This window comes from Ochrobactrum sp. A-1, assembly GCF_022488005.1.
Lineage (GTDB): Bacteria > Pseudomonadota > Alphaproteobacteria > Rhizobiales > Rhizobiaceae > Brucella.
Genome location: NZ_JAKVQC010000004.1, coordinates 1,154,459 through 1,166,658, shown reverse-complemented (window position 1 = coordinate 1,166,658; position 12,200 = coordinate 1,154,459). Strand labels below are relative to the sequence as shown.

Below are 12,200 nucleotides of genomic sequence, written 5' to 3'. Positions count from 1 at the left end.
CGCTTTCCTTTCAGATGTCGCGAGGCTGGACAGCCTCTTGATTGCCAATGCCGATCTGCCTGGCAATTTCGTGCGCTACCGCGTTCTGGCCTTCGCGAAAGGCACCGAACACAGCCATTGATGTCGGATCGAGACCAAGGGCGGCGAAAAACACGGTACGGCGAAGAGTGGTATCGAAGAGGCGCTCGAGGGCTTTGCGTCCATCCGGGCTATCTGCGAAGCGAGCCCATGCGGCAGCAATGGCTTTTTTATCGCCATCGTCTTTGGCTTGCTGGACGCCCAGACGTTCTCGAATGGCTGGATCGATCTGTTTGTTAAAAAAATCCCATCCGTCGCCGGAGGCGCTCTCAATAATGTTCTGAAAATCTTGTGGTTGCATTATCCTGCCGCTCCTAATGCAGCTGTTGCTGCGCCCGCCATTGCAGGGTCAGCGCCAAGTGCAGCAGCGCCCGCCGCAGCTAAGGCCGCGCCCTGTTCTTGCTTGTCCATCGCTTCACGCTCTTGGGACGTGACGATGTATGTTGCCGGTACACCAAGCTGGCGACCGATATCGGAGAGCGCGTCCTCGAGTTTGGCTACACGAACCGCGCGCTGCTGAAGGATCATGATCACCATCTGAAGCCACTGGACGATTTTCTCGATGCGCTGTGCTTCACGTGCCATGGCCAGCGGCGACTTGATCTTGACGCGGATCAATAACTGGTCGATCGGAATTTCGTTTGAAATCAGACCGCGATTATACGCGAGCTCGATCACGCGCTTGACGGCGGGAATGGTGATTTCCTTGATCAATCGGCCATATGCGCCAAGATGATCGGATGCGAGGCGCTTGACGCGCTCTAGAATTTCGGTTGCGGATCTGACAGCGCCGCCATCTGGCGGGAGTGATTGATCCATCATGGTAGCTTTCACAGACATGCGCATGTCCTGAAGCACCATGTTCGACAGGTCGAGGCGCGGATCCGGAAAGCGATTGATGGATGGGCCGAGCGTTCCGCCGTTGCGAGCAACTTTCCAGAACACTCCCGGCTCGATCGGGGCCAGATCTGGATTGAATACGCCGTCATCAACGGCAGTATATATGCCAAGCATGGCAATAGCTGCCGCCTGAAGCTGAAGGCGAGCAGTTGTGTTGAGCGTCTTGATCGTCGGCATTGCGAGCATGACCGGACCACGGCCATAAGTTTCGCCAGGCACGCGGAAATAGCGCGGGATCAGCCACGGACATGTGCGGCTTTCCGTTTGGAAAATGATGCTTTCCTGTTTCTGGCACCACACCAGCATGTTCCAGCGCTTGCGCTTGCGGTCGTAAACAGTATCGACGTAAACTTCGATCTCGCTTTCCGGATGTGTGCGGTGGATTTCCTTCAGATCGTAGCCGAAGCTGCCTTCAGACCATGTGTCGAAGAGCACGCGAACGGACATCTTGCGCGTCCAGAAGATCGCGGAAATCTTGTTGTTCGGGCCTTGCTCGATCAAAAGCTCGTCGATCGATACCGATATCGGTTCCCAAAGGAGCTCCGGATCTTGCGTCGGGTTCATCAGGATTGCGCCGGTTCCGGCAGACAGATCCAGCGCCATTTCATGAAACGCCATATCCCAATCCCCATCATCGAAGAACGCTTGCGCAACCGCGCTGATCGGGCCAAGCGCTTCTGTCATGGCTTCGCGTTCCTTCACGTTCATGACGATAGGACCGGGTTCGAGCTCGAAATTCTCTTCACCAGCAGGCCAAAAATCCTGTTGTACCTTGCCAGCAAAACGAAAGGCGCTATCGATCGCGGTATGATCGAACACCTGATCGACACGCTTTTCCCCAGTGCCGGTGTCTCGGGTGGATTTTCGGAACGGGATAGCAAACTGATAAGCTTCGTCCATGAGAGGCTGAAAGCTGTCCCGCTCTTTTTTCGCCGCGCTCCGGCGACTTTTCAGCTTGCTTGTTTCGAACATTATGCCTGCCCGAATTTGGAATTGCCGCCAGTCGTATCAGTCAGGAAGGTGAGCATGCGACTGCCGGTTTTGCGCCCGGTTTTCCCTGCCGCAGCCTGATCGGTTTCAGCTTGTTGAGCTGCAAGATTGGCGAGCGTCTGCCGCTGCTGCGCTTCCGCCTGTTGCTTTTGCAGTTCTGCGCCCTTGTTTGACCCAAGAAGGTTTGGCATGCCAGATCTCTCCGCACTCTGTGTTTTCCACGAAACGAAAGCCGACAAGCCGCGCAATGCGACTGCCAGCCTTGGAGGTGCAGAGCACCACAATCTCAGGGTAAGAGCGGGAAGCTAGCGTCAACCGGATCTGGCGGACGAGAAAATTCATGTGTTGTGCCGCTTCAGGTAGGACGTTGAACCAAGGTTCCGCGCCGTTCTCGAGCGGGTAGAGGCCAAAAACGCCGATCAGCTTTCTATCAGCACGAAGGGAAAAGGTTTCACCGGCGGACCACATTTCGCGCACAACAGCCCAATGAAGTTGCGTCCGCGATCCCGATAGCTCCGCCATGTCGAATATGGTGGCAGGGGATTCGATCTGGTATTTCATCTGCGACCGACCTTATGCGGGTCGAAGCCACCGCGAGATCCGGAGCCCCAAGGGCCATTACCGGCGCGAGGACGATTTGCAGAAAATCGATTACCCTGCTTTTCTTGATCTGCCGCTCCACGAATAACGCCAGCTCGACCGCGAAATCCAAGGATCAGATACTGAAGACCATCCATAATGTCAGACCATGGGTGCGTCTTTTCTGGCTCCTCCTCAAATTCGGTCGATGCCGTTTCTTTTCTCCGCTTGAAGCGGTACTTTCCGTCGAAGCCTTCCAAGAGGTACGGGCATTTTTCCGGGCAGATAATTAGTTCACTATTCGGCTCATGATAGCCGCGAAGCTCCGTTTTCACGGCGTCGAGGCGCATTCCGAGCTCATTGGAACCACCAGCGGGAATGAGAACCGGTAGCCCGAGGATTATCGCTATGGTGTCCAATGCAGCTAATTGACCGCCTTCGCGATCAGCGCCGTATTCGGCGGCGGGGTCGCACCAGATCCGGACCGTTCCAGCGTTTGAATAGTTTGCTTCCAATTTTCGCAGAAGCCCTTCTGCAAATCTGGCAGCGCCGACGCCATGGCCCATATAAAGTTCATCGATAGCTGCAATTCGCCCCGAACCCTTAACCTGGCCGAATACTGCCGCTGGGTTGAGCGTGTTTGTTGACACGTCAATCCCTATGCCAAGCGTGAGTTTCGGTTCGAAATCAATCCGATAACGGGCAACATTGATGGATCGATTGTATCTCTCAAACACAGGCTTTCCATGGCGCGAGTAGCCGAATTCGTTATCCACCATGCGCTTGACGAAGTGCTCGTCCTGGTTGCGGATGATGCGGGAGTAATAGTCCTTTTCCAGGTTGAACAAGTTTTCGGCTTGTTCCGAACGCCCTGAAGGCTGGCGAAACAGGAAGCGATCATCCGTAACCTTCTTGACAAAAACCTTGTAGACCCAGTTATCAACTGTCGGAGCGTTCAAGTCTCCGATCACAAACCGCTGGCGCTGTCCCGAAATGATTTGACGGCCCAACTGCTGGCCAAGCTCCTCGAGCTCCTGGACGGTGAGCAGGATATTCGAGGATGGATAACGACCGACGCGCTGTTCAAGATCGTCGAGCGAGCCATCGGCATGCGTATCTGCTTCATTGAGCCAGCCGCCTGAATATTCGCGGCCCTTCATCAGCGTCTCGATAGAATTTTCGCCGAGGCCTGCGAATTCGGTAATAACCTCGATCCGGATCCCGTCGGATCCCATGAAGCGCAGGGTATGCGTTACGGGACGATCATTCCCGCCAGCCCACTTTGAACCGTGGAAGTTTTTCGGAAACCATTGTTTCCAGCTTTCCAGAACCGTCTTTTCCGCTGATCGGAAGGTATCGCGCAGGACAATCCAGCGGCACATGCGCGTGGGCTTGCCGTCTTCAGGGTGCCATGCGACCGGCGCGAGCGTTGCTGCCATGATCCGGCGAAAGGCACAGAGCGTTGTCTTGCCCCCGCCAAGCGGCCCCATGATGAAGGTCGTGAGATAGGTCGAGTTGAGGAAGGCCTCTCCAACGGGGCCAGGCGGCGTGTAATTGAATGGATCGAAGTCACCAACGATCTCGAGTTTGCCGACGAGTTCGCGGACTTCCTCTTCGCTGAAAAGCTTGATGTCATCGCGACTGACTATATCCGCAATGTGTTGAGCCATCAGAACACCTTTCCGGATAGGCCGCTTGTCGGCGCGCGCGACAGCGCATGCGCGCCGACCCAAAGCAAGTCGCCGAGCAGGCTAAGCCGAAGGCGTAGACTGCGCGGCGTCCGCTTTTCCTTTCCTTCCCCAAATACGATGAAGCTTTTTCCCCCGACCCCTCGAGGGGCGAGGACGGTCGCGGCGCACTTTGCAACCCGCACCCCCGCCCCAAGGCGAGGCAAAACGCTCGCGGCCAAAGAACCAGCCCCGAGACTGAATTGCCAAAATTGGGATCGGTGCGCGCAAGCGTACCCCTGGTAGGGGGGAGGGGGGCCGTCTTCGGGGAAGGCCCGGCGAGCCGGGCCCAGTTCGCTGCCGATGACAGTCCGCGCGGAGCTGGCGGCGTGATGGGAAAAAAGTCCGATCAGGCAAAACGGGCCGGTCCCCTCAAAATGACCAGTGCTAAGTAGGTGATACCGTATCATCTGCTTTATCGCATAACGTGTTGCAATCATTTGCTTTTATCTTCCGTCCGATCTTGTGCCGTCCGACCTTCGGTTTGTGCTTCTGCTAAGTCATTGATTTTATTAGGCGTGGCATCGATCATTGGGCGACCGACCGTCAGACCTTTTTGCGCCGCAACCTGCCGCGCCTGGTCGATCTGGTTCGTGCCGGAATTGATGACCAGCATCGGCAGGCGCTCATCCTCGACCACAACACGCACTGGCGCTTTGCCATGCAGGTATGGTGCGAGATCGCGGGCGCAGGCCATCTGCTCTTTCACGATGTCGATCAGTGCTGGCACTGCGATGCCGGTTTTCTTGCCGATGGCCTTCATGGTTTTTTCGTGCTCGAGGAAGAACGATTGCAGCGCCACCGGGTCCGATGACATGAATTCCGCCTGCAATTGCAGTGGATCCTTGAAACCCTGCGCCTCATACCAAGCCTGAAAGTCCTTGGTTTTGCGGTTTCCCGCGCCCTTCGGCCTGCCGCGACCACGCTGTGCGGCCTTCTCCGGCTCGCGACGCTCGAGCGACGAAGCCGCGTCGGAGCGCCAATCGAGCCCCGTATCTTCACCATTTCCGATTATTTTATTCTCTGTCATCGCTCACGCTGTCTAATGACTGTCTAGCTTCTGTCTAATGCTGATTATTCAATTAAATCAGTCACTTATTCTTATATTTAGACACTTAGACAATTAGACATATAAATATCCTCATGCGTATGCGTATGTACGTGCATTAGGTAGGATTTGCTGTCTAACTGTCTAAGCGTCTAATTCTCCTGCTAACTGTCTGTTTTCACTGCGCTATGTCGATTAGACACCCATTAGACAATTAGACAGTTTTTCATGGCGCAGTACTCGTTATGCGTTAGGCTACAACAGGCCAAAAACCGTCAACCGCGCTGTTTTCAGCACGCCAAGGGGTGGGGGTCCGGGTTTCGCTCCTAAAATTTGGACAAATTGGCGGATCGGTGCCGCCTATGGTTGCGACGATCACCGCTTCTGCCACTCCTCGAATTTGTTGAGATCGATGAAACAGCACCGCACCTGCCGCCCTGCGACAGTGACGCGATTATCGATCCTGCCGCCGCCTACATCGATCTTGGAATGCACGATCCCCGGCTCGCCGCGCCTGAAGGCATAATTCCAGCTTCCTTGCGTTCCGCTCGAAAATGGCGTTCCGGTAAGCGCCTTTGCCAGAATGCGGCTCTGGTTCGGAATGCAAAGGAAAGGCTGCGCCTTGGTACCGTGGAGCCCGAGATCGATAGCGGCCAGCTTGTCGCGCGTGTCATTGAAGCCTTGTTCCCGATCCTCTCGAAGCCGCTCGAGCTCCTGCGCCACGGTGCGACGTTGACCGCCGGTGAAATTGTCGATCACGGAGGTGAGGATAGCGCCGAGGCACTGTTCCCACGTCGCTGACTTTCCCTCGAGCTCCGGCAGCTTGTCCGCTGCGAGCCACTGCCCCCACAGAGACAGATCGTCGGAAGGCAGGCCGAGAGCCTTCAGCCCTTCATCGCCGAGCATGGTGTGAGCGACAGCCAGAAATGTACCGAAAGTCTTTTGACCACGACTATCGTGACCATGCTCGCGCAGAATGTTTGAATAATCCTCGAGGTGATAGTGTAGCTTGTCCCATCCATCAGCCAGGACGCGCAGCAACCGGGGTCCGACTGTCTCAGCGGCAGGAAGAACCGGCGCTTTGTTGCTGGTCGCCTTCAGCGGCAGCAGCTGGATAATGGCAAGGCGGGTCAGGGAGGCCGGAGGCAACGGCGGCGGGTTGATACCCGAAAAGAAGAATGTAGATTGCGCCTGAAACTCAACGCCCTTGTGGTTCTGCCCGCCACGGATACGAACCGACCCGCTGGCGGCGTCTCGCGCCATCTTGATGACACGTTGCGCTTGATCCTGACCGTCTTCGCCCTCGAGCTCGTCGATCGCGATCGGTACGCTATCGTGTCCGACCAGCTGGTAGAGACCGGCTTCGGAGGCGTTCGTCGTCGAAACCATCATTCTGCCGAGGATCGCCTTCAGCAGACCAAACTTGCCGGTAAGCTCCGATTTTCCTGTACCAGCATCGCCGACGATAAACAGAGATGGGCGCCAATCGAGCGCACCGCCGAGCATTGCAACGCCGATCGAACCGAGCATCAGAATGGCATCGACATCGCCGCGATCCATATTCCAGGTACGCAGGATCTTCACGACTTCCGTGGCAGGATTATCCTCTGGCTGTACCGGATCCGCCCAGGGCGACATTGATCGCGGCCTGCGCACATAGAGATAATCGCCATATTCGCCGGTATCTTCGATCTCGCCGTCGATCCACATGTGATCGCCGCAATGCAGCAAAAGCTTGCCCTGACTGTCGCGCCACGCACCACGACCGCGCACCATGTCAGTTGAGGACCATGCGCCGCGCTGGCGGCAGGCTGCGAAAAGAGCGCGGCGGACCATCTCAGATTTGAAGCCCGTAACCTTGCCGCCCTTGTCAAAGGCCGGGAAGGCCCAATCGAGCCATTCCTCATGACCCGCAAAAAGCTTCTGCAGGCGCTCGACACCGAGCGCGCCGTCGCCGGAATTGAAAACCTGCCCCATCGTGTCGACGAAATAGAAATGCTCGCCGTCATAGCCAAGTGGACGCACGGGGCAGTTGTAAGGCAGAAAGCCGGTGGCATCGGTAAAGCCATCGTCGATCCACTCGCCCGGCTTGATGCCATCGAGGGGCTTGCCGCGCTCCGGATATTTTTCGGCCTGGCGTTTTTCCGCGAGCTTCACACGATTGACGGCTCCGCCGATCAAGCCGCCTGTTTTACGGATGCCCGCTTCATTTTCCTGTTGCATCGAAAAAATTTTTCCCCAGGACCGGAAAGAGATTGAAAAACCCCTTTCCGGTTGACTTTTGACCGGTCAATTTCAGTTTTGCTTTTTCGTCTTCGACGATTTTGACGGCTTCACGCCGTCATGGCCTCCGGGCGCATCACTGTTAGCGTCGGTTGCTGTTGCAGCGGCGGCGTCTTCTGATAGTTCAGTTTGCTGTGGAGATGCGCCATCTGGCTCTGTTCCAGATCCGACCGCCTCATTTCCGTCGCCAGCCGCTTCGCCTGCTTCAGGCTCCAACGGTGATGCCAGTTCTGAAGGATCTTCAGACGTTCCTTCAGAGGTCGATGAAACGGTTTGTCCGTCCGCCGTGCTTCCGTCATCATCCAGATCATGAATTTGACCCTGTGCGTCAGGATCCGCTTCCGCCGTGCCGCCCGCTTCCGATCCAGCTGCTGAAGTTTCTTCCGCATTGGTTTCGTCCTTTTCAATTTCGCCTAAAGAAAGGGGGGCAGGTGCATCAGTGATTTTCTCGCCGATCGACGCGATTTCTTGCTCTGCGGCAGCTTCCAGTTCGGCTTTTGCCCTGGCATCAGCAATTTGCTGTTCGTAGGCAGGAAGCTCTTTCATGAACACTTTCTGGTATTCATGCTGATCGCCGAGCGAGGGTTCCGGCTCGAAAATGCTGTCCTCGAGGGCGAGGGGAGCCGGAGCGGAACGCTGCGCTTCGATCGCGGCCTTTTCTGCCGCAAGCTGTGCCTTGCGCATTTCGAGCTCGACGCCGAGACACGTTGCAGCGAAGGTGTTAAACGCCACCTGACGGGCGAGGGGCAGATCCGTGAAAAGAGGAGCCTTCACATCATTCTGGACGATGACGCCACTGATCACACCATAACGCCAAAGCTGTTCGCCGATCGACGCGGTGCGCGCCGTATATTCAGCAAGCGTCAGGACTTCCGTTTCTTCGGCTTCAGGATTCCGACTGCCGCCGTACCAATCGAAGCTGCTCGCATGTAGCTCGCTTGTGTCGTCTGACAGGATCTCGAATGCGCGAAACGCAGCGACGTGCGCGACGGCACCGCCATATTCTACGGCATTGATTTTCAGTATATCGGCCATCACCAGCCACTCCTTATTGCATCGTTGACGTCCTTCCCCCATTCAGCCGGCATTGAGATAACCTCGACCGGCTTCCTGAAGCTCTTGATGCGGGCGACTGCTCGATCGAATAGCGCCTGCGCTTGAGGTTTCCCCCAATCGTTGTCCTTGAAAATGATCCAGCTGGAGACAGCAGGATGATCCGGCACGGTAAGCAGGCCTGAGAGACTGCCAGCTGACCACATGCGCAATTCCGGCTCCGAAATGCCGACAGATGCGCCATCCTCGACGCCTTCGACGAGACCGCAAATACCCTTGACGCCTTCCTTCGCAGCATCTTCCGCTGACAGCCCGCTCGGGCCATTGGTCAGTCGGATGACAAGTCCGGACGTTTCAGGAAACATAAGCTTGGCTTTTTCGACATCAGCCTTCCCGGATCCGTCAGGGCGCAGAAACGTGTAGTGGCAGGCACCGATACGGCCACCGACATCGACCATGGCAGAAACGAGCGTCGGGATTTTCGGGCGGCTCTCTTCCATCCAGTATTCACAATCTGGTCGAAAGCGCAGCGAGCGCCCGAGGTTCGGAACCTTGGAAATGTCGATGTTGCGGGACTTGAAATAGGCTTCGACCGGCGTTTCGAGGATCTGTTCGCTACAGCTGAAGAAGAACTTGCGTGCTCGCTCGATTGAGGCTTCACGACGCTTCAATTCATTGGCTTCAGCTGCCTTCCGTCTGGCCGATGCCTCAGCGTTCAGCTGCTCGCGCCGTTCGTCTGACATGCTCTTGAGGCCGTAACGGTCCTCGATCCATTCCAGCGCGTCCATGCGGCTCTGATCATCGACAACGCCTTTCAGCCCGAATGCGACCAGGTCGATCGCATCGCCCTTTTCGCCGGAAACAAAATCCTTCCAGGCACCGCGCCGGTTGCCCTGAAGCCAAACGACCATCTGATCCGGTTGAGACTTCGCCCGGAAGCGATTGCGGACATTCCAGAGGTTTCTACGCTTATGTTTTCGATTGGCCTGAAGCAGCTCCTCGATAATGTTATCGAGATCTTCAAGCACCCGATCCTTGGCGACGGAAAAGCGGCTCATTTCTGCGCCCCGCCCCAAATGCTGGCATTGACAAGAATTTGGCGGAAAACATCGAGGCGACGATCATCGAGCGGCTTGAAATAGATAGACTGGAACCACCATTCGGCGTCTTTGCCGAACACCAGCAATCTGCCGGTCACAAATGATCGAACCTCGACGAACATCAGACCCGTATGACCGCCACCAAGATATGGCGCGAGGTTCCTGACCGTATAAACCTTGCCAACTTCTGGACATGCCGACATAACCGTGCGGTCCCATTGGGAGTTGTCGACGCAGACCACGCGACATCCGACAGAAAAATCATGGTGCTCAGACATCAATAATCCTCCACGAAAACTTGCTCGAGCTCCGCAATCGCTTCGTCGAACGCGCGTTCATCGCGGCGGTATTCGACCCGGCGCAGAAGCTTCGAAACGTTTTGCTTGGTGCAGCCGCAGATATCGGCGGTCAGCGGTTGAGACACGCCGCAGGTGGTCACGAGCAGATAGATCTCGACAGATCGCCGATCAGTCTGGCGGACCTTGCTGGCGGAAAGGGCGAGACGAACACCCTTGAGAGCTATGCTTGCCGCGCGGCGCTGATAGTTCATGTCAGATATCTCCAACCAGGCTGAACATGTGCTCCGACGCCTTGCGCTTCTGCTCGATCGTGCGGAGAGCGAAGCGCAGTGACTTGATGTGACGCGGGAAACAGCGTCCGCTCTTGCACATGCGGAAATAACTACTGTTTGAGATGCCAGCGGCGTCGCACAGATCCCGGCGCGTGATGTGCAGCCGGATCCGGGTCTGCTCTATGCGCTGAAGCGCAAATCGCTGATCAGGACGGTAAGGCTTCCGTTGATTTTCCATGGCAGTCTTCCGAAAACATTAGCGAGGTTGCGCCGGTACAACGGACAAATCCGGCGCGCTCAAAAGCTAGGCTGTGATGTGCTTCACAGCCCACATGACGGCTTCTTCGATTTTGGTTTTGGCGATCGAGAGCTCACGGCTCGATCCAAGGCCATCGACCATGCTGTGGAACTCGAGGCCCATATCCTTGAGCTTGCTCATGTTCGCCTTCTCCTCGTCCGAGAGGACGCGATAGGCGTGTCGCATGGTGTTGTTGACTGTGCGTTCATCACTGGCGCTGTTCACGATGTCAGGCATACTTTTCTCCATGTTCCCTGCCGAACCACTCGACAGGATCTCGCGCATCGTCGGCGACTGATCAGATCAGGCGACCTGTCATGCGAAATTCTTCTTCGCGGAGTTTTCGATCCTCGCGGAACTTGCGCAGATCCTCGATCGTCGCTGGCTGTTCGCCTTCGGCTATCGTGACGGCAACAATTCCATCGCCAGAGGCGTAGTCGTCGATGATTGAGCCACTCCATCCGCGAAACGTCGCTTCGCGGTTCAAGTCGTCGAGGATGGATTGATGAAAGGCTGTGTTCAGCGCCAGATCTTCAGGGCGTCTATCAGCAAGGCTTATGAGAATGGCGGCGCTCATGGTTCGCTACCTTTCTCATCAGGATCTATGACCATAACCCCGCGGCTCGAGGCGATCCGTTCCAAAGCTGTCACTAGCTTTCGCCGGATCCGGGGCGAAAGCTCACGACTATCAGAGCGGGCACGAGGCAACGTGCTTTCCGATACTTCGGCTTCACGACACATATCAGCTTGGCTAATGCCGAGCCGATTTCTAAGGCTATCGATTTCTGCGAGTGTTTTTTCCATCGGAAAACAGTCCAATTTTTCACATATCGCTTGAATTTTCATATGGAGATGTGATTTGCTTCACACTGTCAAGCGGAGTATTGCGTTTTGAACATGCTTGCGATGGCTGCTTCAATTCCGCGTATGAGTGATTTACGCGAGCAGCAGATTGCCTGGCTGGAAAACATCACGTCATCCAGCGGGCTTACACTGACGGATGTGGCGAGAAGGGCAGGGTTGAACCCCTCGACCCTTAGCCGCTTCTATTCAAACAATCAGAGCGGTCACGCTCTGACGGCTCGCACTGTTAAGAAGATCGAGGATGCGACCGGTGTTCCTGCTTACGAGCAGCGACTGCGGCCAAGCATGGCGTTTTTCAGTGAGGAAGAGGGCATCGTCTACGATGCTAGCGCTGGCAGCGGAGGCTTTCTTTCGCACGCCCTCGAGGCGGTTGCGCAAAAAGCGCAAGGCGTAGAGCTCTGGACCCTGAAAACCCCCGCTCTTTCGGCTGTAGGGTACGGCGCTGGCGACGTTGTGATTGTTGATCGCAACGAAGCCCCACGATCTGGAGACGCGGTTTGTGCGCTGAAATACGACCATCGGCGAGGTATTGCCGAAACGGTGTTTCGTATCTATCGCACACCATATCTTTTGACCGCGTTGGCGAACGGACAACCCGGCCTGCCCGAGATCGTGGATAACGAAAACATCATCGTAAAGGGCGTCATCGTCGGATCGTTTCGCCTCCGCCACTAATCATGCCATGTGATTTTTGACCGTAGCGCCCCAC

The 12,200-nt window shown here is 56.1% G+C and carries 14 protein-coding genes; 1 reads left to right on the top strand and 13 read right to left on the bottom strand.

Going from position 1 to position 12,200, the window contains the following annotated elements; all coding sequences use genetic code 11:
• Positions 1 to 10: 10 nt before the first annotated feature.
• The 13 genes from MKS82_RS15180 to MKS82_RS15120 form a co-directional block, all read right to left on the bottom strand.
• A complete protein-coding gene (locus MKS82_RS15180) occupies positions 11 to 379 on the bottom strand; it encodes a hypothetical protein (protein WP_240578964.1) in 369 nt (122 codons plus the stop codon).
• Positions 379 to 1,950: a portal protein gene (locus MKS82_RS15175; RefSeq protein ID WP_240578963.1), complete on the bottom strand. Its 1,572-nt coding sequence runs from the start codon at positions 1,948 to 1,950 to the stop codon at positions 379 to 381. Before MKS82_RS15175 ends, MKS82_RS15180 begins: the two co-directional genes overlap by 1 nt.
• Positions 1,950 to 2,159, bottom strand: a complete 210-nt coding sequence (locus MKS82_RS15170; protein ID WP_240578962.1) for a hypothetical protein — start codon at positions 2,157 to 2,159, stop codon at positions 1,950 to 1,952. The genes MKS82_RS15175 and MKS82_RS15170 overlap by 1 nt, the downstream gene beginning before the upstream one ends.
• 366 nt (positions 2,160 to 2,525) lie before the next feature.
• Positions 2,526 to 4,217, bottom strand: coding sequence for a hypothetical protein (locus MKS82_RS15165; RefSeq protein WP_240578961.1), 1,692 nt, complete (start codon positions 4,215 to 4,217; stop codon positions 2,526 to 2,528).
• Positions 4,218 to 4,710: 493 nt separating this feature from the next.
• Positions 4,711 to 5,304 carry a hypothetical protein gene (locus tag MKS82_RS15160; protein ID WP_240578960.1) on the bottom strand — a complete coding sequence of 198 codons (594 nt, stop codon included), beginning with the start codon at positions 5,302 to 5,304 and terminating at the stop codon, positions 4,711 to 4,713.
• 393 nt (positions 5,305 to 5,697) lie between these two features.
• A complete protein-coding gene (locus MKS82_RS15155) occupies positions 5,698 to 7,545 on the bottom strand; it encodes a hypothetical protein (RefSeq protein ID WP_240578959.1) in 1,848 nt (615 codons plus the stop codon).
• 72 nt (positions 7,546 to 7,617) lie between these two features.
• Entirely contained in the window at positions 7,618 to 8,640 is a 1,023-nt protein-coding gene (locus tag MKS82_RS15150) for a hypothetical protein (protein WP_240578958.1), read from the bottom strand.
• Positions 8,640 to 9,716 carry a DUF7146 domain-containing protein gene (locus MKS82_RS15145; RefSeq protein WP_240578957.1) on the bottom strand — a complete coding sequence of 359 codons (1,077 nt, stop codon included), beginning with the start codon at positions 9,714 to 9,716 and terminating at the stop codon, positions 8,640 to 8,642. Before MKS82_RS15145 ends, MKS82_RS15150 begins: the two co-directional genes overlap by 1 nt.
• Positions 9,713 to 10,036, bottom strand: a complete 324-nt coding sequence (locus tag MKS82_RS15140) for a hypothetical protein (RefSeq protein WP_240578956.1) — start codon at positions 10,034 to 10,036, stop codon at positions 9,713 to 9,715. Before MKS82_RS15140 ends, MKS82_RS15145 begins: the two co-directional genes overlap by 4 nt.
• Complete coding sequence (locus tag MKS82_RS15135) at positions 10,036 to 10,308, bottom strand: hypothetical protein (protein ID WP_240578955.1); 273 nt, start codon at positions 10,306 to 10,308, stop codon at positions 10,036 to 10,038. Before MKS82_RS15135 ends, MKS82_RS15140 begins: the two co-directional genes overlap by 1 nt.
• 1 nt (position 10,309) lies before the next feature.
• The gene (locus tag MKS82_RS15130; protein ID WP_240578954.1) at positions 10,310 to 10,567 is read right to left on the bottom strand and encodes a hypothetical protein; all 258 of its coding nucleotides are present in this window, start codon (positions 10,565 to 10,567) and stop codon (positions 10,310 to 10,312) included.
• 66 nt (positions 10,568 to 10,633) lie between these two features.
• The gene (locus MKS82_RS15125) at positions 10,634 to 10,864 is read right to left on the bottom strand and encodes an Acb2/Tad1 domain-containing protein (protein ID WP_240578953.1); all 231 of its coding nucleotides are present in this window, start codon (positions 10,862 to 10,864) and stop codon (positions 10,634 to 10,636) included.
• A gap of 61 nt (positions 10,865 to 10,925) precedes the next feature.
• A complete protein-coding gene (locus MKS82_RS15120; protein ID WP_240578952.1) occupies positions 10,926 to 11,204 on the bottom strand; it encodes a hypothetical protein in 279 nt (92 codons plus the stop codon).
• A 329-nt stretch (positions 11,205 to 11,533) separates the two neighbouring features.
• Here MKS82_RS15120 and MKS82_RS15115 point away from each other — a divergent pair, with 329 nt between their 5' ends.
• Positions 11,534 to 12,166 carry a helix-turn-helix domain-containing protein gene (locus MKS82_RS15115; protein WP_240578951.1) on the top strand — a complete coding sequence of 211 codons (633 nt, stop codon included), beginning with the start codon at positions 11,534 to 11,536 and terminating at the stop codon, positions 12,164 to 12,166.
• Positions 12,167 to 12,200 lie beyond the last annotated feature (34 nt).